Raw genomic sequence first — 25,818 nt, 5'->3', positions numbered from 1 at the left:
CGTCTACAGCACTCCCTTCGTGGAAGGCACGCCCGTTACACGCGGATCAATCATCGTTGCTTCATCCAGTGCACGTCCCAATGCCTTAAAGATCGCTTCAATCATGTGGTGGGTGTTCTGACCATAGTGCACAATGACATGCAACGTAATCCGAGCTTCCAGCGCCAATTTCCACAGGAATTCATGTACCAGCTCCGTGGAGAAACTGCCTACCTGTTGGGAAGGGTATTCTGCACGGTATTCAAAGTGAGGTCGGTTGCTCACATCAATAATAACCTGAGCGAGTGCCTCGTCCATCGGTACAAAAACACTGGCATAACGCTTAATACCGCGTTTGTCACCCAATGCTTCTCGCAACGTCTGTCCGAGACAGATGCCGATGTCTTCAACCGTGTGATGATCGTCAATGTCAATATCTCCACGGGCCTGTACATTCAGGTCGAATTGTCCGTGCTTCGTGAACAGATCCAGCATATGGTTCAGAAAAGGTACATCCGTTTCAATCGTGGATTGTCCTGTTCCATCTACATTAAAGGCCAATTGAATATTGGTCTCGTTCGTTTTGCGGTCAACCTCTGCTTGGCGCACTGCACCTTTGTTTTCAAGTTCCACACCGTTATTTTGCTTATCCATTGTCCGATTCCGCCTTTCCTTCCTCTTCTAACCGTACAGCGATTGCACGGGCATGCCCTTCAAGACCCTCATGCCGGGCCAACTCTATAATAGCCGCTCCGTTCTGCAGCAGCGCTTCTTTACTATAATAGATCAGACTGGATTTCTTGATAAAATCGTCCACGTCCACTGGCGAACTGAATCGCGCCGTTCCATTGGTCGGAATAATATGATTCGGTCCGGCAAAATAATCCCCTACCGGCTCCGAGCTGTACGGGCCGAGGAAGATCGCACCGGCATTCTCAATCCGGCCAGCGTAAGCCATCGGCTCCTGCACCATGATCTCCAGATGCTCCGGTGCGAGCCGGTTCACCACATCGATTCCCTCATCGATGGAATCGACCACAATAATCGCGCCATACTGCTCTACCGAAGCAGCAGCGATATCACGCCGCGGCAGCACTTCAAGCTGCCGCTGCACTTCGCCCTGCACGGCTTCCGCCAGCGCGGCCGAATTCGTGACGAGAATGGCCGATGCCATCTCGTCATGTTCCGCCTGCGACAACAGGTCGGCGGCGACATACACCGGATTCGCCGTATCATCGGCGAGCACCACAATCTCACTCGGCCCGGCGATGCTATCGATATCGACCGCACCGTACACCTCGCGCTTCGCGAGCGCCACGTAAATATTGCCCGGTCCACAGATCTTGTCGACCGGGGCAATGCTCTCCGTGCCGTAAGCGAGGGCGGCGATGGCTTGAGCGCCGCCAACCCGGTACATCTCGCTCACGCCTGCTTCCGCGGCAGCCACGAGAATGTACGGGTTAATGCCTTCGCCACCGTTGGTAGACGGCGGCGTCACGAGAACAATCTCCGGCACGCCTGCCACCTGTGCCGGAATCACATTCATCAGCACAGACGATGGATACGCTGCTTTGCCGCCAGGTACATAGACCCCGACCCGCTTCAGCGGTCGGATGACCTGGCCCAGCAGGCTGCCGTCCGGCTGCCAATCCATCCACGAGTTTCGTTTCTGTTTCTCGTGAAACGCACGAATGTTGGTGGCGGCTTGCCGAATCGCCGTCACAAAGGATGGCTCCACGGCTGCATAAGCCGCCTGCAGCTCTTCCTGCGGCACGCGCAATTCCGCGGCCGTCAGCTTCGTGCGGTCCAGCTGCTCCGTGTAACGCAGCAGTGCCGCATCACCCTCACGGCGAATGTCGCTGACAATACGCCGTACCGTTTCATTTTGCTCTGGCGTGCCATACTCCACTTCACGCTTCAGATCAAACTCACGTGCAGGTACAATTTTCATACGTACAACCTCCTCATCCCCTGTAATACCTACCTTATATGGCCGATTTGTTTCTCGTTTTCCTCGTTCCTTACTTCTATCGTTTCATTCTTTGGTTATTCCGTTTGTATATTTCCCGTTCCTTGCTGCCTTGCAGTCCTTGCTTATCGGTAATTTATCCCCGAAGGCTTCCCGCCGATATCTCATTCGATGCCGGAATAACCTGCTGAAGTGCATCACACAAAGCCTGGATTCGTGCGTTTTTCATTCGATAACTTACCCGGTTGGCGATAAGACGGCTGGTGATGTCCAGAATACCTGTCATCTCCACCAATCCGTTCTCGCGCAGCGTCTGACCAGTCTCCACCAGATCGACGATCCGGTCTGCCAGACCAATTAAGGGCGCAAGCTCAATGGAACCATTCAGCTTGATCACCTCAACCTGCTGCCCCTGCTCCCGAAAATACTGTGAAGCGATCCTCGGATACTTCGTTGCAACACGTTGCTGAATGCCTGGCTTCCAGTCGGGAAGTCCAATTACAGACATACGGCACTGGGCGATTCCCAGATTCAACAGTTCGTACACATCCCTATTTTCCTCCAGCAGCACGTCTTTACCAACAATTCCGATATCAGCAACACCGTACTCCACGTACGTTGGAACATCTACTGGCTTCGCCATGATGAATTCCATTCCCGCTTCCGGTACTTCAATGACCAATCTGCGTGTATCATCCACGTCTTCTGGAATATCCAGCCCCGCTTCACGGAACAATTTGGAGGCTTTTTTATAGATTCGGCCCTTCGGCATGGCCACCTTCAGAATATCCGACATCTCAGCGTCCTCCTTCTTCAGATCCGTAAGTAATAACCTGCTCAGCCTGAACGGTTGTTGCTCCAGTAGATACAGCACTTGCTCCAGCCCCGTCTTCAGGAAGAAGGAGTGTCACTACATTTTGTCCCAGACTGCGTAATCTTGCCGCTTCTGTCAGTGCCTCGGCCCGACGTTTCGGGCTATATTGGATAAGTATCGGTTTCTTCTCTTCAATGGTAATACCGTGAACGCCATCAATAATCCGGTTGGTTTTCAGTGCAAACCCTGTAGCTGGCAACGAACGCCCGAATTGTTGTAACAGATTGTCATACCGCCCGCCGCTGCATACCGGAGATCCCAGTTCTGCTGCATATCCTTCAAACGTCATGCCCGTATAATAGGAGAAATCCCCGATCATCGTCAGATCAATCAGTACATGTTCGGATACACCGTACGCTTCCAACACTTCGAATACTGCACACAGATGCGCAATCGACTGTGCTGCTTCAGCGCTTGAACTTAGCTCTACCGCATGTGTGCAGACTTCCTTGCCACCGCGCAGACGCAGAATCGCTTCAAGCTGTTCTTTCAACTTGGGTTCCAGGTTCAATGCTTCGATGGACTGGCGATAGCCGACATAATCACGTCCGAGCAGCCCTTCCTTCAATTGCTCCTGCTCCGTTGTCTGGCCTGGAATCACTTCCTCCAGTAATCCGTTCAGGAATCCCATATGACCCATCGCTATTTTAAAAGAAGATACGCCCGCTGCCTGCAAAGAGGCAATCGCAAGCGCAACAACTTCTGCATCCGCCTCAGGTGAGTCATCTCCAACCAGCTCCACCCCTGTCTGGAAGAACTCCGCCTCGCGTCCAGCTTCCTCTTCAATCGAACGAAATACGTTCGCATGATAGGACAGACGCAGTGGCAATTGCTCATCTTTGAGCATGGACGAAACGACACGTGCAATCGGAGCCGTTAGATCCGATCGGAGCACCAGGGTGGTTCCCCGGCTGTTCAATAATTTAAACAATTTGCGATCCGATGTAGAGCTGGCTACACCTACCGTGTCGTAATATTCAATCGTTGGTGTGATGATCTGACGGTAACCCCAGCGTTCCATACATTCTAGTACATTCCGCTCAATCGTACGCAGCTTGGATACTACATGTGGTGTATAGTCGCGAAATCCGGTCGGTTTTTCAAATCCTTTTGGTTTGGACATTGGTATTATTCACCCCGAGTCAGTAATTTAAGAGTGGTGCTCATTCTATTTCAACAGGATTTATGTAGTGCAAATCCCCATTCTATCTTGTAACCCTGAATCAACGTATTGCTGCACAAGCTTTTAACTATTGGTTTAGTTCAACCTTTATCACGTTTAATTTCTCCAACAATACTTTCACATGGTAAAGTGCTAACAAACTAAAGGATATGGGATATGATAACATGAAATCCGCACTACCGTCAACAATACCGAAGCTTGATTGCCCTTGGATCGGCATCTCGTTTTATATTCGCACCGTTACCCTCACCCATCGGTATTTATATACGAAAAAAGCTGCCATAAGCAGCTTTTTACTTCAACCCATCTTCTTTCATTACGTTGTGGATTTAATGTACACTACCCTGAGAAGAATCATCCGTGTTAAAGACAGTCTCTTCCGTAGAAGCTGCCGCACGGGATAAGTCACGTAGTGGATTACCTCCAACAAAAGCTCCTGGTGCAACATCCTTATGTACGACAGCTCCAGCAGCTACAACCGCTCCATCCCCTATGGTTACCCCAGGCAGAATCGTTGTATTGGCACCAATCAGTACATTTTCCCCGATAATCACCTCACCGAGCCTGTACTCCTTAATGAGATACTCATGAGCGAGAATTGTTGTGTTGTAACCGATGACCGAGTTTTCGCCGACCGTTATTTTCTCCGGAAAAAACACGTCCACCATCACCATCAGGCCAAAGGCCGTGTGTTTTCCCACCTTCATCCCCAGCATTCGGCGATAAATCCAGTTCTTCACCGATAGGATCGGACAGTAACGTGACAACTGGATCCAGATAAAATTACGAATGCCCTTCCACGGACTCACTGTCTTGTAGATATGCCAAAGTGCATTCTGGTCCTCTACCGGATAGCGGGTTACTTTTCTCATGAACGACCCGTTTCAATACGGATGAGTTCTAACAAGTCTCTCATGTCGTGCAACATGTGATCGGGGCCATATCCGTTCAGGATTGTTTCTCCTTTAAGAGACCATGCAACCCCCGCCGAGAGTGCACCCGCATTTTGAGCCGATTGGATATCCACCGGACTATCACCAACCATCAACGTTTTAGCAGGATCTGCACCCAGTTCCGTCATTGCTTTCAACACAGGCTCAGCATGTGGCTTCGGATTCGTCACATCAGTCACGGTCACAATCGTCTTCATATATTTCAGTAGGTCAAAACGTTCCAGCACCTTTAATGTAGATGGACGAATTTTGGTTGTGACCACACCCATCACAATGCCAGCCTGATGCAACGCCTCTACTACCTCAATGACATGTGGAAAAGGTCTAACCATCGCTTCATGATGGATATCATTATAGGCACGATAACCTTTCACGTACTCAGAGACTTCCTCTTGTCCAGAAAAGGTACGCATTTGCTGCTCCAGTGTGCCACCCATATGCGGAATGATCTGTTCTCGTGTCCATGGAGCTGAATGCTCCCATCCCCCCATGACATGCTGGAATGAGCTGATAATCAGCTCATTGGTATCAATAATGGTTCCATCCAGATCGAACAATACCGTGTCAATCATGTTGCATTACTCCTTTTTATCATCAACTTGCTTCGGGTCATCTTTGGCTGGAGGTGTTAACTTACTCTCTTTGCCAACAACTGTTCCCGTATGTTCCATATCATCAGAGGTAACTTTGGACGATACAATCGGATCACTGTAACGAACATCGGCTTTACCTGTCACTCTTCTCACCACTATGAATACAACAGCAACAATAATGATACCAATAGCGAGCAGTTGCGAGATTCTTACGTTGCCATAAGCAGGATCAAGATATCCTTGTTCGAAGCCCATCACAGTCATTGGAGACCACAGCCCGTTCACTAATGAAGCGACCCATTGCGGAGCCTGGAAGCCCAGACTGTCCGTACGCAAAGCTTCAATGAAGAAACGACCGATAGAGTACCAGATGAAATAGGACATGAACAGTTCACCTGAACGCAGGAATTTCTGACGACGCAGAATCAGCAGCAAGATTAGACCAGCAAGACTCCATACTGATTCATACAAAAACGCAGGATGATGGAATACGCCTTCTACGTTCATTTGATTCACAATAAAGTCTGGCAGATGAAGCTTGTCTCTCAAAAATGATTCTTCCACAGGACCGCCATAGGCTTCCTGATTCACAAAGTTCCCCCAACGTCCGATCATCTGTCCAACAATCAGTCCAGGCGCACAGATATCGGCCATACGCCAGAAGTTATAGCCTTTACGACGGAAGAAAATAACTGCACAGATGATTGCACCAATAAGGGCACCATAGATGGCGATACCGCCATTCCATATTTTAAAGACATCCCAGAAATTATCCTTGTAATCTTCCCACTTAAATGCGACATAGTAGATGCGGGCACCAATGATGGCAGAAGGCACACCCAGCAGGACCATGTCCATGAACACTTCCTGTGGGATATTGTAGCGTTTGCCCTCCCGGATCACGAGCAGCAGTCCTATAAGTGCCGCGGCACCAAGAATAAGCCCGTACCAGTGAACCTTTAACGCTCCAATAGAGAACGCAATCGGGTTCAACAGTAATAATGTATCCATTCATTCACACTCCTATTTATTCGATCAATCACACGCATGACGAATGGTTGGCATGCCCTGCGCCTCCAGAGAAGCAGTACACGTCAACCATTTATCTTCATGTCCTTGTATAAAATGTTTCTTAATCCATGTCTTCCATATCTTCCGAGATGGTTGCTGTCAGCTTGTTCGTGAATTGCAGTGCAGCATTAAGACCCATCTGTTTCAGACGATAGTTCATTCCGGCTACTTCAATAATAACCGCCAAGTTCCGTCCCGGACGAACAGGAATCGTAACGAGAGGCACATCGGTATCAATGATACGTGTAGTCTCTTCGTCCAGACCCAGACGATCGTATTGTTTATCCTGCTGCCATGCTTCCAGACGTACAACCAGGGTAATCCGCTTGTTATTCCGAACTGCACCGGCTCCGAATAATGTCATGACGTTGATAATACCGACACCTCGAATTTCGAGCAAGTGGCGGATCAATTCAGGTGCAGTACCGTGAAGCTGAAAATCTGACGTTTGGCGGATCTCTACCGCATCATCGGCAATCAGTCGGTGTCCACGTTTAACCAGTTCAAGTGCTGTTTCACTCTTACCAATACCGCTACTACCTGTAATCAACATCCCAACCCCGTATACATCACACAGTACACCATGAATCGTGGCAGTAGGTGCTAATTTGCCTTCCAAAAATCCGGTAATCCGGCTGGACAGAATTGTTGTTGCCATATTACTGCGCAATACAGCCAGATCCCGTTCTTCACTGATATCAATCAGCTCTTGCGGGACTTCAAGTCCGCGCGTTACAACGATACAAGGCGTCTCTTCCGTACAAAGACGTTGCATACGATCACGCCGCTCTTGCTCGGGTAACATTGCAAAGAAAGCTAACTCCGTTCTTCCAAGTAGCTGTACCCGTTCTTGAGGATGGTATTCAAAATAACCGGCCATTTCCAGACCAGGACGGTTCAGATCATCTACCGTAATGACTCTTTTCAATCCGTGAGATCCAGAAACAACCTCCAACTGAAACTGCTGTACCAATTCGGATACTTTCACTTTTTTCGCCATTTGTCTCTTCCTTTCAGCATTCGCTGTACCTCTATGTAATTCAGATCGTGTATCAGTTCTTTCCATTATTAGCGCATTCACAACATGGGGTACAGAATGCATACCCTTCCAACAGTCGGTTCTCTCAGATATATGAAGACAGACCTTCAAATAATCTTAAATGAATTCCGGGATGAATGCAATCGTAGCCTCCGACAACCATTAGTAAGAAAAAACCTTCTGATCAAGTACCCATTGGGGATACTACATGGATGGTTTAGCGGTTGTTTATCAGGTAATTGTTAATCCTTGCCCCGCTGAATATTATAGAATTCATTAATTTTTTAAAAAAAGCCCCTTCCAGCAATAACGGAAGGGGCTCTCATTACAATGTATAATTGCGTTAACTGTCAGATTCCATCGTCACCGATGAATCCCAGTAATATTAGTCTTGAAGAAGTACGTTCACTTCAGTCTCTTTGTCAAAGATATGAACTTTGTTCATGTCGATGGCCATTTTAACTGTGGAACCATCACGAGTGTTAGAACGTCCATCTACACGTGCGATTGTAGTATCGTTACCTACACCGCTCAAGTAGAGGAGCATTTCGTGACCCAGGTTCTCTGTTACATCTACGTGAGTAGAGAATACAGAGTTCGGGGATGCTTCCAGGAATACTGGCTCTTCGTGAATGTCTTCTGGACGAACACCCAGAATGACTTCTTTGCCAATGTATCCTCTAGATTTCAACACTTGTGCTTTACCTTGCGGGATTTCAACGTCCACGCCTGGAGCTACGAAGTGCAGGTTAGCACCTTGCTCAGCCAGTTTACCCGAGATAAAGTTCATTGTCGGGGAACCGATGAAACCAGCTACGAACAGGTTAGCCGGCAGGTTATACAACTCTTCCGGAGAAGCTGCTTGTTGGATGATACCATCCTTCATAACTACGATCCGGTCACCCATCGTCATTGCTTCGATCTGGTCATGCGTTACGTAGATAACTGTTGTTTCCAAACGTTTAGCCAGTTTAGTGATTTCCGCACGCATCTGACCACGGAGTTTAGCATCCAAGTTGGAGAGAGGCTCATCCATCAAGAAGACTTGTGGATCACGGACAATCGCACGTCCTAGAGCGACACGCTGACGTTGACCACCGGACAATGCCTTAGGTTTACGCTCAAGCAAATGCTCGATATCCAGGATTTTAGCTGCTTCACGTACACGTTTGTCGATCTCGTCTTTTTTAACCTTACGCAATTTCAAACCAAACGCCATGTTTTGATATACGCTCATATGCGGATACAAGGCATAGGATTGGAATACCATCGCGATATCGCGGTCTTTAGGTGCAACATCATTAACGACACGGTCACCGATATAGAGTTTACCTTCAGAAATTTCCTCAAGGCCTGCGATCATACGCAGTGTTGTTGATTTACCACAACCGGACGGACCTACCAATACCAGAAATTCTTTATCTTTAATGTCCAGGTTAATGTCAACTACAGTTGCTTTATCAGAACCCGGGTATTTTTTGAAAATATGCTCTAAACGTACTCCAGCCATGATTGTTGCCTCCTCAGAGATCATTTTGTAATCGAATACAATTTGTATTTTTATATTACCCTATCTGTATGAGGTTTGACTATTCGCAAACTGCACAAAAATATCAATGCTTTTTCGTCACTTTGTACATAAGCAGCAAAAACTGCACTAGAACAGCACTTTCGAAGTGCCTCACATCGTATCCAATCTCCTGTTTGATCTTGTCCAGACGATAAACCAACGTATTACGATGAATGAAAAGCCGTTTGGCTGTCTCGCTCACATTACAGTCCAGGCTAAAAAAGGTTTCTAACGTAGCAAGAGTCTCACTATCATTTAAGATTACCGTGTCCTTGCCTGTTTCCTGTATAAATCGTATCCGTTGTTCATCTGGAATACTCGCTACCAACCGTTCGAGATGCAGATCCCATGGGAGATGAATATGCTGCGTAACATGGAATGCTCTCCCCAATTGCACACTTTCTTTAAGAAGCGCTGTAACTGATACTAATTGTTCTGCGGGTATGCACGGCAGGGATGCAGACAGATGGAACACTCCAGCCCACTCACTGGCAACCAGTTCATGTAACCCAAGGCAAAAAGCGTTCAGTGAATCCTTTTGGGCATCCGGTGTATCTTCCTCGGCTTCTTCTGTAACAATTTCTTTATCACCCATGAAAACCCACTCTTGCTCCCCCAAAGGAATCAATACAATCTCCTCGCCAAAATAACTCTCAAGCAGCTTGTTGAGTTCCTTGGATCGTAAACGATGTGCATCCGGCGTGTCTCCTTGCAGCAAGAACAGAATTTTCTCAGTATTCAAATCTGCAGGTACCACAAAGCGATCAGGAACCGTTTCAGATTCCTGCTTGGTTGGTTCTTCGATCTGCTCTCTAAGCCAGAGACCCAATTCAGTCAAATACTGCTCCCTATCATTCTCATATACAACAGGCTGTGTCTCATCGGGTAATTCTGTGTTGGAACGGATCAAAAGCTCAATAAATCTCCGTCTCTCCACAGTGATGGATCTTGCAGCGCATCCCCAACATACCACGGTCTCTTCTTTCTCATTCATCCGAACCTTAAAAAATATGCGCTCTCCCGTATTCAGACTGATCACATCGGATGAGCTTGGAGATGTAGTTTGTTCAGATAGCTCCAGACTTTCACCTTTATCACCATAGGTCTCTGAATTTTCATGAAGACCCACCAGATTCGTAACGGATTGCGTCCATTCCTCTATTGTAATTTCATATTCGTCCAAAGTTGTGCCTATAATGACTTCAATTTGCTGTTTTAGATCAGGTATGAACTTCATATAATGAACGTCACCACTCTGCATGTTTTCTATTAGTTTATCATATCTTGCAAAGCATTAATAAATATCCATAATCCGTTAAAAGTACATAACAAAAAAGAGCGACTAATCAAATTAATGATTAATCACTCTTTTTTTAAAGATGAGTCATGAAGGGCTCGAACCTTCGACACCCTGATTAAAAGTCAGGTGCTCTACCAACTGAGCTAATGACTCATAAAACTGGTGGAGGATGATGGATTCGAACCACCGAACCCGTACGGGAGCAGATTTACAGTCTGATGCGTTTGGCCACTTCGCTAATCCTCCAGGGATTAAAGGTGGCTCGGGACGGAATCGAACCGCCGACACGAGGATTTTCAGTCCTCTGCTCTACCGACTGAGCTACCGAGCCATATTTAATTTTTAGGATTAATGGCGGAACCGACGGGATTCGAACCCGCGATCTCCTGCGTGACAGGCAGGCATGTTAGGCCAACTACACCACGGTTCCAGGCATTAATGGTGCCGGCGAGAGGACTTGAACCCCCAACCTACTGATTACAAGTCAGTTGCTCTACCAGTTGAGCTACACCGGCGTATATGGTGGAGGCTGAGGGGATCGAACCCCCGACCCTCTGCTTGTAAGGCAGATGCTCTCCCAGCTGAGCTAAGCCTCCTGGGTAATATGGTAGCGGCGGAGGGGATCGAACCCCCGACCTTACGGGTATGAACCGTACGCTCTAGCCAGCTGAGCTACACCGCCATATTAGTTGTGTCTTGATTGCTTGTCCATCTTAAGGTAAAGATGGCGGAGAGAGAGGGATTCGAACCCTCGCACCGCTTACGCAGTCTAACCCCTTAGCAGAGGGTCCCCTTATAGCCACTTGGGTATCTCTCCAAATAACAATCTTCAACATCATTCAAGGATTGCTCCCTGAAAACTAGATTCGAAACGAAACATGCGAATTACAACTTGCATATTTGGATAAGCCCTCGACCGATTAGTACTGGTCAGCTCCATGCATTGCTGCACTTCCACCCCCAGCCTATCTACCTCGTCGTCTTCAAGGGGTCTTACATACTGGGAAATCTCATCTTGAGGGGGGCTTCACGCTTAGATGCTTTCAGCGTTTATCCCGTCCGTACATAGCTACCCAGCGGTGCTCCTGGCGGAACAACTGGTACACCAGCGGTACGTCCATCCCGGTCCTCTCGTACTAAGGACAGCTCCTCTCAAATTTCCTACGCCCACGACAGATAGGGACCGAACTGTCTCACGACGTTCTGAACCCAGCTCGCGTACCGCTTTAATGGGCGAACAGCCCAACCCTTGGGACCTACTTCAGCCCCAGGATGCGATGAGCCGACATCGAGGTGCCAAACCTCCCCGTCGATGTGGACTCTTGGGGGAGATAAGCCTGTTATCCCCAGGGTAGCTTTTATCCGTTGAGCGATGGCCCTTCCATGCGGTACCACCGGATCACTAAGCCCGACTTTCGTCCCTGCTCGACTTGTAGGTCTCGCAGTCAAGCTCCCTTATGCCTTTGCACTCTTCGAATGATTTCCAACCATTCTGAGGGAACCTTTGGGCGCCTCCGTTACTCTTTAGGAGGCGACCGCCCCAGTCAAACTGCCCACCTGACACTGTCCCCGCACCGGATTACGGTACCAGGTTAGAACCTAGATACGATCAGGGTGGTATCCCAACGTTGCCTCCACGGAAGCTTGCGCTCCCGTTTCAAAGGCTCCCACCTATCCTGTACAGATCGTACCCAAATTCAATATCAAGCTGCAGTAAAGCTCCATGGGGTCTTTCCGTCTTGTCGCGGGTAACCTGCATCTTCACAGGTATTAAAATTTCACCGGATCTCTCGTTGAGACAGCGCCCAAGTCGTTACGCCATTCGTGCGGGTCAGAATTTACCTGACAAGGAATTTCGCTACCTTAGGACCGTTATAGTTACGGCCGCCGTTTACTGGGGCTTCGGTTCACAGCTTCGGATTGCTCCTAACCACTCCCCTTAACCTTCCAGCACCGGGCAGGCGTCAGCCCGTATACTTCGCCTTACGGCTTCGCACAGACCTGTGTTTTTGCTAAACAGTCGCTTGGGCCTTTTCACTGCGGCCCCCTCGTGCTATTCACACTACCGGGGCACCCCTTCTCCCGAAGTTACGGGGTCATTTTGCCGAGTTCCTTAACGAGAGTTCTTCCGCGCGCCTTAGAATACTCTTCTCGCCTACCTGTGTCGGTTTGCGGTACGGGCACCTTCACCTGGCTAGAGGCTTTTCTTGGCAGTGTGAGATCATGACCTTCGCTACTACAATTTTCGCTCCCCATCACAGCTCAGCCTTAATGATGTGCGGATTTGCCTACACATCAGCCTTACTGCTTAGACGGACATCCATCAGTCCGCGTCACTACCCTACTGCGTCCCCCCATTGCTCATAACGGCTTACGGTGGTACAGGAATTTCGACCTGTTGTCCTTCGACTACGCCTTTCGGCCTCGCCTTAGGTCCCGACTTACCCTGAGCGGACGAGCCTTCCTCAGGAACCCTTAGGCTTTCGGCGGATCAGATTCTCACTGATCTTTTCGTTACTCATACCGGCATTCTCACTTGTATAATGTCCAGCGCTCCTTACGGTACACCTTCAACCCTTATACAACGCTCCCCTACCCCTGATGCAAGCATCAAGCCATAGCTTCGGTGGTGTGTTTAGCCCCGTTACATTTTCGGCGCAGAGTCACTCGACCAGTGAGCTATTACGCACTCTTTCAATGGTGGCTGCTTCTAAGCCAACATCCTGGTTGTCTGTGCAACTCCACATCCTTTCCCACTTAACACACACTTGGGGACCTTAGCTGATGGTCTGGGCTGTTTCCCTTTTGACAATGGATCTTAGCACTCACTGTCTGACTCCCGGAAGTAAGTCTATGGCATTCGGAGTTTGACTGAGCTTGGTAACCCTTGCGGGCCCCGCACCCAATCAGTGCTCTACCTCCACGACTCTGTTTTCCGAGGCTAGCCCTAAAGCTATTTCGGGGAGAACCAGCTATCTCCGAGTTCGATTGGAATTTCTCCGCTACCCCCACCTCATCCCCGCACTTTTCAACGTGCGTGGGTTCGGGCCTCCAGTGCGTGTTACCGCACCTTCACCCTGGACAGGGGTAGATCACCCGGTTTCGGGTCTACGTCCACGTACTACATCGCCCTATTCAGACTCGCTTTCGCTGCGGCTCCGGCTCTTCACCTTAACCTTGCACGGGAACGTAACTCGCCGGTTCATTCTACAAAAGGCACGCCATCACCCCTAAAACGGGCTCTGACTTTTTGTAAGCACACGGTTTCAGGTTCTATTTCACTCCCCTTCCGGGGTGCTTTTCACCTTTCCCTCACGGTACTGCTTCACTATCGGTCGCTAGGAAGTATTTAGCCTTGGCAGATGGTCCTGCCGGATTCATACGGGGTTTCACGTGCCCCGCACTACTCGGGATCCGTCTCGGAGGGAACAGACTTTCAATTACAGGGCTTTTACCTTCTTTGGCGGGCCTTTCCAGACCTCTTCGCTTAACCGGTTCCTTTGTAACTCCATGTGAGACGTCCCACAACCCCAAAGAGCAAGCTCTCTGGTTTGGGCTTCTCCGCGTTCGCTCGCCGCTACTGACGGAATCACTATTGTTTTCTCTTCCTCAGGGTACTTAGATGTTTCAGTTCCCCTGGTATGCCTCTACACAACCTATGTATTCAGTTGTGAGTAACTGGAAATTACCCCAGCTGGGTTTCCCCATTCGGACACCCCCGGATCAAAGCTTGCTTACAGCTCCCCGAGGCAGTTTCGTTGTTCGCCACGTCCTTCATCGGCTCCTAGCGCCTAGGCATCCTCCGTGTGCTCTTAGTAGCTTAACCAAATTGCTCCGGTTTCGATTGCTCACTCCCCTTGTTTTGGACTGCGTCCAAAGCCAAAAGTCGCTCCCACTCGATACCATCGCAACAGCAATTAACTACCGTTTTTATTGAAACTTGTTATGCACAAGTTCAGCTAAAAAGGAATGTTCTAATTCGCGTTTGTTTCGTTTTGATATCTAGTTTTCAAAGAACAAACTTATAAAACATTTTTGGTGGAGCCAAGCGGGATCGAACCGCTGACCTCCTGCTTGCAAGGCAGGCGCTCTCCCAGCTGAGCTATGGCCCCATATAAAGTTTAAAGGTATAGATGGTGGGCCCTGGTGGACTCGAACCACCGGCCTCACCCTTATCAGAGGTGCGCTCTAACCAACTGAGCTAAGGGCCCACATTATATATACTTTTTTTGAACCCAGAATGGGTTACGCTTGGCGGCGTTCTACTCTCCCAGGACCCTGCGGTCCAAGTACCATTGACGCTGAAGGGCTTAACGGTCGTGTTCGGGATGGGAACGTGTGGAACCCCTTCGCTATCGCCACCAAACGTTTGAGAGTTTGAGCTCTCAAAACTGAGCAACGAGTGAGTAACTAGCCGACCTGGCTAGATTTTGTATTTGAATGTTTCCGCTACGGGAAACGATTCTCCATAGAAAGGAGGTGATCCAGCCGCACCTTCCGATACGGCTACCTTGTTACGACTTCACCCCAATCATCTATCCCACCTTCGGCGGCTGGCTCCTTGCGGTTACCCCACCGACTTCGGGTGTTATAAACTCTCGTGGTGTGACGGGCGGTGTGTACAAGACCCGGGAACGTATTCACCGCGGCATGCTGATCCGCGATTACTAGCAATTCCGACTTCATGCAGGCGAGTTGCAGCCTGCAATCCGAACTGAGACCGGCTTTTTAGGATTCGTTCCACCTCGCGGCTTCACAGCCCGTTGTACCGGCCATTGTAGTACGTGTGTAGCCCAGGTCATAAGGGGCATGATGATTTGACGTCATCCCCACCTTCCTCCGGTTTGTCACCGGCAGTCACCTTAGAGTGCCCACCCGAAGTGCTGGCAACTAAGATCAAGGGTTGCGCTCGTTGCGGGACTTAACCCAACATCTCACGACACGAGCTGACGACAACCATGCACCACCTGTCTCCTCTGTCCCGAAGGAAAGATACATCTCTGTACCGATCAGAGGGATGTCAAGACCTGGTAAGGTTCTTCGCGTTGCTTCGAATTAAACCACATACTCCACTGCTTGTGCGGGTCCCCGTCAATTCCTTTGAGTTTCAGTCTTGCGACCGTACTCCCCAGGCGGAGTGCTTAATGTGTTAACTTCGGCACCAAGGGTATCGAAACCCCTAACACCTAGCACTCATCGTTTACGGCGTGGACTACCAGGGTATCTAATCCTGTTTGCTCCCCACGCTTTCGCGCCTCAGCGTCAGTTACAGCCCAGAGAGTCGCCTTCGCCACTGGTGTTCCTCCACATATCTACGCATTTCACCGCTACACGTGGAATTCCACTCTCCTCTTCTGCACTCAAGTCACCCAGTTTCCAGTGCGATCCGGGGTTGAGCCCCGGGATTAAACACCAGACTTAAATGACCGCCTGCGCGCGCTTTACGCCCAATAATTCCGGACAACGCTTGCCCCCTACGTATTACCGCGGCTGCTGGCACGTAGTTAGCCGGGGCTTTCTTCTCAGGTACCGTCACCTTGAGAGCAGTTACTCTCCCAAGCGTTCTTCCCTGGCAACAGAGCTTTACGATCCGAAAACCTTCATCACTCACGCGGCATTGCTCCGTCAGGCTTTCGCCCATTGCGGAAGATTCCCTACTGCTGCCTCCCGTAGGAGTCTGGGCCGTGTCTCAGTCCCAGTGTGGCCGATCACCCTCTCAGGTCGGCTACGCATCGTCGCCTTGGTGAGCCGTTACCCCACCAACTAGCTAATGCGCCGCAGGCCCATCCCCAAGTGACAGATTGCTCCGTCTTTCCAGTTTCCTTCAGGCGAAGAAAACAACTATTTGGTATTAGCTACCGTTTCCGGTAGTTGTCCCAAACTTGAGGGCAGGTTGCCTACGTGTTACTCACCCGTCCGCCGCTAAGCATCAAAGAAGCAAGCTTCTTATCAACTCCGCTCGACTTGCATGTATTAGGCATGCCGCCAGCGTTCGTCCTGAGCCAGGATCAAACTCTCCAATAAAGTATTGAAAAGAGCGATAAGCTCATTTTGAATCTGACGAGATTAAAAATCTCATTTGTGCTCCAGTCGATCCAAGCCAAGGCTTGTTTCAACTTTCGCGTTCATTCTGCAAGCAGAATGTTTACTCACTCGTTGTTCAGTTTTCAAAGATCAAACTTGTTTTTTTGTCACCATTTTCTCTCAGCGGCGACTTTTATAATATATCATACTTCGTTTGTTTTGGTCAAGTGTTTTTTTGAAATTCTTTTTTGAAGCTCATAATGAACTTCTTCATTTCATCGAAAGCATGTAACCAAGCAAGCAAAGCAACGAGATATAATGTACCATATAAATATCCTGGGAGTCAACTATCCAAACAAAGAAAATTTCAACCCCAATAATAGGCCCACACCTGGCAATCCCAAAACAGTCACTGTCCCTATCGTTGCAGGGTTCAACGGGATGTAGGTTCCTATAATCCAGCCGGAATAATTCACGATGTATATCCCTACTGCAGCAAGCACCAGATGGATTCCAAATGACGTAAATACCGACAACCCTATCCGCTTTCTGAATAAAACCACAATAAGTCCCAGTAAAGATACAACTAGTACGCTCCCCAGTATAATACTCTTCATATGGTACACCTCCATGTTTAATGTAATCTCAGCTCTACATACTCAATCCTCGCTGTGATGCAACATCATCATTAGCTCTGGCTCGCTTTGCTCTTCTCAAATGAATCTGGTACTTTCGCTCAGCTGCCTCCAATACATAGATGGCATAATCAATCTCATCCTGCCCCTGCGCATCTTCAAACTGTCTCATAGCCCGTTCCCACTCCTGCTTAGCCGTCTGTACATCTGCATAGATCTGATCCTCCTCAAGCTCCTTCAACATTCTGTTCTGTTTCTCTATTGAGTTCCGTGTATTTCGCCACAAAAACATAAACTCTCCCCCTCCTGATCAGCACAGCATATTCTCATACTTATCAAGGAAAGGACAAACTTAGAACTCGAGCATTTATTTTCTCCACAAAAAAAGAGAGCCCTAGGGCTCTCTTTGAACATCGAAACTTATTTAGCTTCCGAAGTTTCCAAGGAAGTTCATTGTTTAATTCAAACTGAAAACACTATCGCATCTCTCTGCGCCCTTCTAACGCCTTGGAAAGGGTCACTTCATCTGCATATTCAAGATCGCCACCTACAGGCAATCCATGCGCAATCCGGGTCACACTGATCTCAAATGGACGTACCAAACGGGAGATGTACATCGCTGTAGCCTCACCCTCAATATTGGGGTTTGTCGCCAAGATGATCTCTTTAATACGTTCATCACTTAATCGAATCAGGAGTTCCTTCAAACGAATATCATCCGGTCCAATCCCCTCCATAGGTGAGATCGCACCCTGTAACACATGATAGTATCCATCGAATTCCTTGGTGCGCTCCATGGCCACCAGATCTTTCGAATCCTGAACTACACAGATTACAGAGACATCCCTGGACTTATCCTGACAGATGCGACACGGGTCGGTATCAGTAATATTACAACATACAGAACAGTAATGAAGATTACGCTTCACACTTACGAGTGCTTTGGCAAAATCAATAACGTCATCTTCCTTCATGTTAAGCACATGAAAAGCTAAACGAGCTGCCGTCTTGGGGCCAACACCCGGCAATCGGGTGAAGGCATCAATCAGCTTGGCTATTGGTTCGGGATAATACAATCGATTGTGTCTCCTTTGACAGGATCAATTTTTAATTAAAATAATCCCGGAATATTCATGCCGCCAGTGAACTTGCCCATATCCTTGTTGGCAATTTCATCAGCTTTGGCCATTGCATCATTAACAGCTGTCATAACGAGATCCTGCAACATTTCAACATCTTCCGGATCTACCGCTTCAGGTTTGATCGTGATAGCAAGCAATTTCTTGTGTCCGTTAACTTCAGCCGTCACTACACCGCCACCGGATGTACCTTGGACTGTTTTGTCCGCCAATTCCTCTTGTGCTTTCAGCATTTGCTCCTGCATTTTCTTCACTTGTTTCATCATTTGGTTCATGTTGTTCATAATTGTTCATCTCCTTTGTTATGGTTATCGCGCTATGCGCATTATTCTTTGATCACTACAAGGTCCTCACCAAAGAGTTGAATGGCTTCATCTATCCAAGGCTGTTTACTGCTTGAACCACCGTCTTCATGCTCGGGTTCAAGCTTAAAGTCCTCCTTTGGCGTTTCAGAAGCTCCCTCCGTTGCTCCGGTCCAATCTTTGAGCATCATCGTCACCAATCGCGCAGGACGCCCAAGCTGCTCGGACAACACCCGCTCAATGACTTCACGGTTAGCCTGCTTCTCCGTTGTTTCACGGTGAATGTTGTTTTTAAAAGCAACCAACACATTGTCCTCAAGCAATGATACCGGCTCACCATCCACGAACCAGGCGTGAACGGTAACCCTCTCTTCCTTCACCCTTTGCAGGATCTGACTCCATTTTTTGCTGATCTCTGCGAACTCAGGGGCTCCCTTGCGCGCAACATACTGATCCAACTGTGCAGGAAGCTTCGCAGGCGAGTTCCCTCTCGATACAGGAGCTCTTGTTGCCGGACGCGACGGAGCGCTCGATGTACCTTCGCCACCAGACAACCCACTCTTTAGTGCACGATCCAACTTCTTCTCCAACTCAGCAAGCTGCTGCTTCAAGCGATTGATCTCTCCCCCATCAGCAGGTGCTGCATGAGCTGAAGCTCCCACCTGAACAGAAGCTTCGACTTGAGCTGGAATACTACACAGTTTAAGCAATGCAACTTCAAATAATGTCTGTGGTTGTACTGCATACTTCATTTCACTCTGGTAGCGATTAAGAGTATCAATCATGTGGAACAGTTGTTCCCTGGTAAATGACTCTGCCATATCACGGAAAGATTCCGGATTAAGTACCCGGTCCGTCAGTTTATCTGCATCAGGTACCATCTTAATCATAAGCAAATCGCGGAAATAATACAGCAAATTCTCCATGCACTTGTCTGCGCTCTTTCCTTCATGCATGAAACCTTCAATCATCTGCAGAATATGACCAACATCACCCTTGAGCAGCGAAGCAGCCAGTTTGGCAAATTGCTCTGAAGCAATTCCACCCGTCATGTCCATAACCTGCTGGTACGTTACTCGCCCATCTGTAAATGAAGAGATCTGATCCAGCACACTGAGTGCATCCCTCATTCCACCGTCTGATAAACGGGCAATGTATTGGAGCGCATCCTGGTCCGCTTCCATACCTTCCTGTTCACAGATCAGGGTAAGTCTTGCTGTCTGCTCTTCCAGGGAAACCCGACGAAAATCAAATCGCTGACAGCGCGATATAATTGTTGCCGGAAGGCGGTGTGGTTCTGTTGTTGCCAAAATAAACATCACATGTGGCGGTGGCTCTTCCAATGTTTTGAGCAAAGCATTGAATGCCTCCGTCGTCAGCATGTGCACTTCATCAATAATATAGACTTTCTGCCGGACTTCGGTTGGCGCATATTTAACCTTTTCCCGAAGATCACGGATTTCTTCAACGCCCCGATTGGATGCAGCATCAATCTCCTGCACATCCATCACAGCGCCAGTCGTAATCCTGCGGCAAGCTTCACACTCGTTACAAGGTTCAGGCGCAGGCCCACGTTCGCAGTTCACAGCTTTGGCCAAAATCTTGGCGGCACTTGTCTTCCCCGTTCCTCTGGGCCCGCTAAATAAGTAGGCATGGGAAGTCCGCTGTTCACGAATCGCGTTCTGCAAGGTCTGAATAATATGCTGTTGCCCCACCATATCTTGAAACGACTGGGGACGCCAAGCCCGGTATAACGCGATATGCTCCATGATGCGTTACCTTCCTTCCACTTCGCATTCGAGTCCTTTGTCGTTCCCCCATTATACTATATTCCAGGGTGAATCCAAACTTTATCTGACTCATTCATGCGTGGTTTTTTAAGACATATCAAAAAGACCCCTGCATACATACAACTGCAAAGGTCTCTACATTTAAATGGTAAGCCGTGCACCTGCTATCGATATTTGCGATCCAAGTGGCACCCCTGAACAATAGCTCGGGCTAGGCAACCCTCCGGCACAAGAGTGATCTCACTTATGGCTGCTTCCTTCCGGACCTGACCAGGTTCATGAGTACTCATTGCGGAGGACCCAACCGTCAACACCACGTTTAGGGACCAAACCTCACATCGGCAAAACCTCTAGCAGGAATTCAACCTCGCTATAGCGGATTGCGAGTTACAGGGCACCGCTACCTCCCCATCTAGCACGGTAAGAAATAGTATAACGTAAGGTCATCCAAATTGCAACTAGAGGAAAGGGAAGCAGAAGCAACTATGCTTACATATAACATATAAAAACCCCTGCCAGATCGGCAGGGGTGTGTTGGATGCAATTAGCAGACAACTCCAAGAATTGTCCTATTAGATTCCGTATTTCTTCTTGAAACGATCAACACGGCCGCCAGCATCGATAAACTTCTGTTTACCTGTGAAGAACGGGTGGCACGCGGAGCAAATCTCTACACGAAGTCCGTCTTTAACCGAACCTGTCTCAAAAGTATTCCCGCAAGCGCAAGATACTTGACCAATCGTGTATTTAGGATGAATTGCTTCTTTCATTACCTTTCACCTCTTTCCGCCCTGAGCCTCAAGCGGACCCAGAGTAAATGGCACAACTCTGAGATTATAACACGGCCTTGTGCCTGTTGCAATCCATTATTGTTAAGAGGTAATCAACCGTTTGGGACGTGCCATTCCAGCTGGTGGAACATGGGTATACGATCCGATCACAACATCAGGCAACTCGTCTTCAAAGATCTCAATCATCTGCTTCATGCCCAAGATATCTCCTTGAGCAGGAGGGATTAATTCCAGATAACTCTCCGGATCAATATTGAGGTTACGCATCTGAATCAAGCGTAGATCGGTTCTTCTCGCAAACTCAATCATCGCCTCAATCTCTTCTTCACGATCCGTTACACCCGGGAAGATCAAATAGTTAATCGAGGTGTATACACCCTGCTGCGCCGCATATTTCATCGACTTTTCAACATTGGCTAAGGTATAACCACGTGGTTTATAGTAGGCGTTATAATGGTCATCCAGTGCGCTGATTGTACTTACGCGCATCAGATCCAATCCAGCATCCACAATACCTCTAATATGATCGTTCAGACCGGCATTGGTATTAATGTTGATATACCCCATGTCCGTTACAGAACGCACTTCGCGAATCGCTTCAATAATCAACTTGGCCTGCGTGGAAGGCTCCCCTTCACAACCTTGTCCAAAGCTAATGATGGACTCTGGCGTCTTCAGGTGTTCCAGCATAACCTCCACAATCTCATCCACACGTGGTCGGAAGTTCATACGTGTCTGCGGGGAAACAAAGCCGCTATCATCCGGTTGCTCGGAGATACACCCGAAACAACCTGCATTGCAAGAATACGATACTGGTACTCCACCTTCCCAACGGTTCAGGAACGTGTTCGATGAAGTCAGACATTCATATCCAAGCGCACAGTTGGATAGATGGGTATAGAGACGGTTCTCGGGGTATTGCTCTGTCAATCGTTTAACCCCGGAACGCACATCGTCACGGTCACAGTTGAGCGGATTCCACTTGTCAGGACTATCCGACTTCGAAGCGGTGACATAAAAACCGCCATCTTTCCAGACTACTGCGGAATAACCGAACAACGGCAACTTATACTCCTTATCTGTCTTCACATAACCAGGAAGACACAAACGAGTGAATCCCTGTGGAAGCAACGCACCTACAGCCTGTGTGTCCGTTGGCATTGGCAGCATCTCACCGGTATCCGGGTCCATACCAATAGGACGGGTGCTTGGGAGTCCAACTAATGTTGCACCTTCTGGCAAAGGAATTAACTCATCTTCCATAATCTCAACGATCATATCTCCACTGCGGGCAAGCCCGTACAGGGATGGGTGATCAAATACATTACCTTTTTCATCTGCGTATACTAAATACATGATGTTCTCCTCACATCTAATGGGTTAAACCTAACGACGGGTATATTGTAACATTCACAGCAGTGCTGCAAAAAGAAAATGATTAGTCGAACGACACTTACGTCGATGTACCTGATGTAGCTGTCTGTCTAGGTGAGCGACGGGTAGTTGTTGTCCCGGAATTGCTTGTCGGGCTATTACCAGCCGAATCAAATGCCGCCAAAAACTCTGCATTTGTCTTGCTGTTACGAAGTTTCTTCAGGAATCCTTCGACAAAGTCATGGGAATCATTCATGTTTTTACGAATCGCCCAGATTGTATCCAACTCTTCCTTGCTAAGCAATACTTCTTCACGACGTGTGCCTGAACGACGAATGTCGATTGCCGGGAATATGCGGCGCTCTGCCAGACGACGATCCAGATGAAGCTCCATATTACCTGTACCCTTAAATTCTTCATAAATGACGTCATCCATACGTGATCCGGTATCAATCAATGCCGTTGCCAGGATGGTCAAGCTTCCGCCTTCTTCCACATTTCGGGCAGAACCGAAGAAACGTTTCGGACGATGGAATGCAGCCGGATCAATACCACCACTAAGTGTACGACCGGATGGTGGAATAACCAGGTTATATGCACGGGCAAGACGCGTAATGCTATCCAGCAGGATAACAACATCCTTTTTGGCCTCAACGAGACGAAGCGCACGCTCAAGTACCAATTCCGCCACTTTAATATGATTCTCAGGCAGTTCATCAAATGTCGAAGCCACAACTTCCCCTTTTACCGAACGCGACATATCCGTTACTTCCTCTGGACGTTCATCAATCAACAGGACAAACAGTTCAATTTCAGGATTGTTAGTTGAGATGCTGTTGGCAATTTCTTTGAGGAGAAGCGTTTTACCCGCTTTGGGAGGTGCTACGATCAATCCGCGCTGTCCCAATCCTACCGGGGCGAGCACATCCATAATTCGTGTGGACAAATGGTTGGGGGATGTTTCGAGAACCAGTTTTTTCTGCGGATACAGTGGGGTTAGTGCCGGGAAGTGAAGTCGCTCTGCAGCCGCCGATGGATTCTCACCATTTACAGCGTTGACTTGCAACAAACCGAAGTATCTCTCGTTTTCCTTAGGCGTTCTACATTTACCTGATACGAGGTCACCTGTTCTTAGGTCAAACTTGCGAATCTGAGAAGCTGAGATGTAGATGTCTTCCGTACTTGGCAAGTAGTTAATCGGCCGAAGAAATCCGTAACCTTCAGGTAAAATCTCGAGTACGCCTTGCATGAACATCAGACCGCTCTGTTCGGCTTGTGCGCGCAGTATAGCAAAGATTAATTCTTTCTTTTTTAACGTACCATAGTAAGGTATCTGATATTTTTTGGCCAGTTTGTAGAGGTCCGTTAGTTTCATTTCTTCCAAATCGGAAATTTGTAGATCCATATAATAACCACCTATTCAATTAATAAGTCCGTGTGAAATGGATAGTTTCGCTAGATGTTCCGGCTATAGAGCGCAGCATCTGCCACAATCTCTTCTGTCCATTGTACGGAATGTAACCGTTATAATGCAAATACTTGTCTTTGAGTGTAAGTTTCCGGGTGGGATGGCCAACATTCGGCATGATCCGCTATTGAGTGAACGATGCATTGAGGCGATCAATCCGGATAGACCGGCTATGGAGCGCAGTTCAAACAAAACCGGGGGTTGGGGATGAGAAATGATGTTCTTACAGCCATATGAAGTTTAATTCAAAAAAAGACCCTCCGGTAAAGGAAACAGTAACATTTCGTCTTATGCCGGAGAGACTGAGAACTCTATTAAAACAGGTTTACCTAATCACCGAAAAGATATGCAGTTCAGTTAAAATAAACATGTGTAAGACTGAATCATGCATCATGCTTCCTATTAATTAATCCGTTTCCCGCCATACATCTGCACCGAGCAAACGAAGATTAGTCACCAGATGATCATAACCACGGTCAATATATTCAACCCCAGTTACTTCAGTTACACCTTCACTGACGGTGAGACCTGCAATCACCAGCGCTGCACCAGCGCGAAGATCGGATGCTTTTACTTTGGCCGCGTTTAATGCACTGCCTTCAATAATTGCTGACCGTCCTTCTACTCGAATCTTTGCGCCCATCCGTACCAACTCAGGCACATGCTTGAACCGATTGCTGTATACAAAGTCGCTCAGGACACTTACACCGGTTGCCTGTGTTAATACACTGGTCATTGGTGACTGAAGATCCGTCGGAAAACCAGGATACACCAGTGCCTTCACGTCAACATGATTATAGTTCGGTTTGCCAATAACACGTATACTTTCATCCAATTCCTCAATGCCAACACCCATCTCCAACAGCTTTGCCGTTAAAGCTTCCAGATGTTTGGGAATCACATTGTCAATCAGAACATCTCCACGCGTCGCCGCTGCAGCGATCATATACGTTCCCGCTTGTATACGGTCCGGAATGATGGAATGACGGCAGCCTTTCAGCTCCGAGACCCCTTCAATACGGATCGTTTCGGTACCTGCACCCTTGATGCTGGCACCCATGGAATTCAGAAGTGTTGCTACATCTATAATCTCAGGCTCTTTAGCCGCGTTTTCGATAATTGTAGAGCCTTTGGCACGAGTAGCCGCCAGCATAATATTAATGGTTGCGCCCACACTGCTTACATCAAGATAAATTTTTGCGCCGCGAAGCTCTTTGGCATGCAAATGAATGGAGCCATGTTCGTTCGTTACGGTTGCGCCAAGCGCTTCAAAACCTTTGATATGTTGATCAATTGGACGAGGCTCAAAATTACAGCCCCCTGGTAAACCTATCGTTGCTTCTTTGAAACGTCCCAGTAATGCACCCATCATATAATACGAAGCGCGAAGCTTCTTCACGGGACCATTCGGCATAGGAATGGATTTGATCTCCGAAGGGTCAATTTTCATCTGACTGCCTTCCCAAGTTACACGTGCTCCGAGTTCCTCCAAAATTTCTGCATAAACCGCCACATCACTCAAAAGCGGCAGGTTGTCCAACACGACTTCTGACTCGGCAAGCAATGCTGCAGGAATAAGCGCAATGGCGCTGTTCTTGGCGCCGCTTATAGTTACAGTTCCCTGTAACGGACGTCCGCCACTAATCATCAATTTTTCCATAAAGCTTAATGTCCCCCTACGTGTTTTGCAGCCGATGAACGGCAATACGTGCTGTTGGCTTCCGATGTAGAAATAAGGTGTGAAAATGGAAAGACACCGGCTAG

General features: G+C 48.2%; 19 protein-coding genes, 10 tRNA genes, 3 rRNA genes and 1 other RNA gene. All 33 read right to left on the bottom strand.

Features of this window, described 5'->3' with window-relative positions; translation table 11 throughout:
• Window positions 1-3: 3 nt before the first annotated feature.
• Window positions 4-633, bottom strand: a complete 630-nt coding sequence (gene hisB / locus MKZ12_RS00780) for an imidazoleglycerol-phosphate dehydratase HisB (protein ID WP_036674766.1) — start codon at window positions 631-633, stop codon at window positions 4-6.
• Window positions 626-1,930, bottom strand: a complete 1,305-nt coding sequence (gene hisD / locus MKZ12_RS00775; protein ID WP_339258228.1) for a histidinol dehydrogenase — start codon at window positions 1,928-1,930, stop codon at window positions 626-628. The genes hisB and hisD overlap by 8 nt, the downstream gene beginning before the upstream one ends.
• A gap of 154 nt (window positions 1,931-2,084) precedes the next feature.
• Window positions 2,085-2,744, bottom strand: coding sequence for an ATP phosphoribosyltransferase (hisG, locus tag MKZ12_RS00770; RefSeq protein WP_062837770.1), 660 nt, complete (start codon window positions 2,742-2,744; stop codon window positions 2,085-2,087).
• A gap of 1 nt (window position 2,745) precedes the next feature.
• Window positions 2,746-3,945, bottom strand: a complete 1,200-nt coding sequence (locus MKZ12_RS00765) for an ATP phosphoribosyltransferase regulatory subunit (RefSeq protein WP_339258226.1) — start codon at window positions 3,943-3,945, stop codon at window positions 2,746-2,748.
• Window positions 3,946-4,334: 389 nt separating this feature from the next.
• Window positions 4,335-4,877: a DapH/DapD/GlmU-related protein gene (locus tag MKZ12_RS00760; RefSeq protein ID WP_339258225.1), complete on the bottom strand. Its 543-nt coding sequence runs from the start codon at window positions 4,875-4,877 to the stop codon at window positions 4,335-4,337.
• Entirely contained in the window at window positions 4,874-5,530 is a 657-nt protein-coding gene (gene ppaX / locus MKZ12_RS00755; RefSeq protein WP_339238995.1) for a pyrophosphatase PpaX, read from the bottom strand. The genes MKZ12_RS00760 and ppaX overlap by 4 nt, the downstream gene beginning before the upstream one ends.
• 6 nt (window positions 5,531-5,536) lie before the next feature.
• Window positions 5,537-6,562, bottom strand: a complete 1,026-nt coding sequence (lgt, locus tag MKZ12_RS00750; protein WP_339258223.1) for a prolipoprotein diacylglyceryl transferase — start codon at window positions 6,560-6,562, stop codon at window positions 5,537-5,539.
• A gap of 121 nt (window positions 6,563-6,683) precedes the next feature.
• On the bottom strand, window positions 6,684-7,622 hold the full coding sequence (gene hprK / locus MKZ12_RS00745; protein ID WP_091011999.1) for an HPr(Ser) kinase/phosphatase: 939 nt from the start codon (window positions 7,620-7,622) through the stop codon (window positions 6,684-6,686).
• Window positions 7,623-8,046: 424 nt separating this feature from the next.
• Window positions 8,047-9,171 carry a sn-glycerol-3-phosphate ABC transporter ATP-binding protein UgpC gene (gene ugpC / locus MKZ12_RS00740; RefSeq protein ID WP_062837775.1) on the bottom strand — a complete coding sequence of 375 codons (1,125 nt, stop codon included), beginning with the start codon at window positions 9,169-9,171 and terminating at the stop codon, window positions 8,047-8,049.
• 103 nt (window positions 9,172-9,274) lie between these two features.
• A complete protein-coding gene (locus MKZ12_RS00735; RefSeq protein ID WP_339258221.1) occupies window positions 9,275-10,468 on the bottom strand; it encodes a helix-turn-helix domain-containing protein in 1,194 nt (397 codons plus the stop codon).
• Between the two features lie 143 nt (window positions 10,469-10,611).
• A tRNA-Lys gene (locus MKZ12_RS00730) sits at window positions 10,612-10,684 on the bottom strand.
• Between the two features lie 7 nt (window positions 10,685-10,691).
• Window positions 10,692-10,777: transfer RNA gene (locus MKZ12_RS00725), tRNA-Tyr, on the bottom strand.
• A 12-nt stretch (window positions 10,778-10,789) separates the two neighbouring features.
• Window positions 10,790-10,862, bottom strand: a tRNA-Phe gene (locus tag MKZ12_RS00720).
• 21 nt (window positions 10,863-10,883) lie between these two features.
• Window positions 10,884-10,961 (bottom strand) — tRNA-Asp (locus tag MKZ12_RS00715).
• A gap of 9 nt (window positions 10,962-10,970) precedes the next feature.
• Window positions 10,971-11,046, bottom strand: a tRNA-Thr gene (locus MKZ12_RS00710).
• 5 nt (window positions 11,047-11,051) lie between these two features.
• A tRNA-Val gene (locus MKZ12_RS00705) sits at window positions 11,052-11,127 on the bottom strand.
• A gap of 9 nt (window positions 11,128-11,136) precedes the next feature.
• Window positions 11,137-11,213, bottom strand: a tRNA-Met gene (locus tag MKZ12_RS00700).
• Window positions 11,214-11,256: 43 nt separating this feature from the next.
• Window positions 11,257-11,348: transfer RNA gene (locus tag MKZ12_RS00695), tRNA-Ser, on the bottom strand.
• An 83-nt stretch (window positions 11,349-11,431) separates the two neighbouring features.
• Window positions 11,432-14,357 (bottom strand): 23S ribosomal RNA (locus MKZ12_RS00690).
• Window positions 14,358-14,567: 210 nt separating this feature from the next.
• Window positions 14,568-14,643: transfer RNA gene (locus MKZ12_RS00685), tRNA-Ala, on the bottom strand.
• Window positions 14,644-14,665: 22 nt separating this feature from the next.
• Window positions 14,666-14,742, bottom strand: a tRNA-Ile gene (locus MKZ12_RS00680).
• Window positions 14,743-14,780: 38 nt separating this feature from the next.
• Window positions 14,781-14,897, bottom strand: a 5S ribosomal RNA gene (gene rrf / locus MKZ12_RS00675).
• Between the two features lie 106 nt (window positions 14,898-15,003).
• Window positions 15,004-16,555: ribosomal RNA gene (locus MKZ12_RS00670) — 16S ribosomal RNA — on the bottom strand.
• Together the 16S, 23S and 5S rRNA genes with 10 tRNA genes alongside form the textbook arrangement of a ribosomal RNA operon.
• A 347-nt stretch (window positions 16,556-16,902) precedes the next feature.
• Entirely contained in the window at window positions 16,903-17,172 is a 270-nt protein-coding gene (locus MKZ12_RS00665) for a pro-sigmaK processing inhibitor BofA family protein (RefSeq protein WP_339238991.1), read from the bottom strand.
• A 34-nt stretch (window positions 17,173-17,206) separates the two neighbouring features.
• Complete coding sequence (locus tag MKZ12_RS00660; RefSeq protein WP_339258218.1) at window positions 17,207-17,482, bottom strand: DUF2508 family protein; 276 nt, start codon at window positions 17,480-17,482, stop codon at window positions 17,207-17,209.
• A gap of 184 nt (window positions 17,483-17,666) precedes the next feature.
• Window positions 17,667-18,266, bottom strand: coding sequence for a recombination mediator RecR (recR, locus tag MKZ12_RS00655; RefSeq protein WP_062838113.1), 600 nt, complete (start codon window positions 18,264-18,266; stop codon window positions 17,667-17,669).
• Between the two features lie 35 nt (window positions 18,267-18,301).
• A complete protein-coding gene (locus MKZ12_RS00650) occupies window positions 18,302-18,613 on the bottom strand; it encodes a YbaB/EbfC family nucleoid-associated protein (RefSeq protein WP_036607248.1) in 312 nt (103 codons plus the stop codon).
• Between the two features lie 41 nt (window positions 18,614-18,654).
• Window positions 18,655-20,400 (bottom strand): DNA polymerase III subunit gamma/tau, encoded by a 1,746-nt coding sequence (gene dnaX, locus MKZ12_RS00645; RefSeq protein WP_339258216.1) that lies wholly within the window; start codon window positions 20,398-20,400, stop codon window positions 18,655-18,657.
• A 174-nt stretch (window positions 20,401-20,574) separates the two neighbouring features.
• Window positions 20,575-20,842, bottom strand: an RNA gene (ffs, locus tag MKZ12_RS00640) — signal recognition particle sRNA large type.
• A 151-nt stretch (window positions 20,843-20,993) separates the two neighbouring features.
• A complete protein-coding gene (gene rpmE / locus MKZ12_RS00635; protein ID WP_056698168.1) occupies window positions 20,994-21,191 on the bottom strand; it encodes a 50S ribosomal protein L31 in 198 nt (65 codons plus the stop codon).
• A gap of 102 nt (window positions 21,192-21,293) precedes the next feature.
• Window positions 21,294-22,568 (bottom strand): radical SAM protein, encoded by a 1,275-nt coding sequence (locus MKZ12_RS00630; RefSeq protein ID WP_339238988.1) that lies wholly within the window; start codon window positions 22,566-22,568, stop codon window positions 21,294-21,296.
• A 97-nt stretch (window positions 22,569-22,665) separates the two neighbouring features.
• Entirely contained in the window at window positions 22,666-23,991 is a 1,326-nt protein-coding gene (gene rho / locus MKZ12_RS00625) for a transcription termination factor Rho (RefSeq protein WP_036607258.1), read from the bottom strand.
• 469 nt (window positions 23,992-24,460) lie between these two features.
• Window positions 24,461-25,714 (bottom strand): UDP-N-acetylglucosamine 1-carboxyvinyltransferase, encoded by a 1,254-nt coding sequence (locus tag MKZ12_RS00620; protein WP_339238987.1) that lies wholly within the window; start codon window positions 25,712-25,714, stop codon window positions 24,461-24,463.
• Window positions 25,715-25,818: the final 104 nt, after the last annotated feature.

Source organism: Paenibacillus sp. FSL R5-0713 (assembly GCF_037973325.1).
Lineage (GTDB): Bacteria > Bacillota > Bacilli > Paenibacillales > Paenibacillaceae > Paenibacillus.
This window is presented reverse-complemented; position numbering and strand designations above follow the sequence as displayed.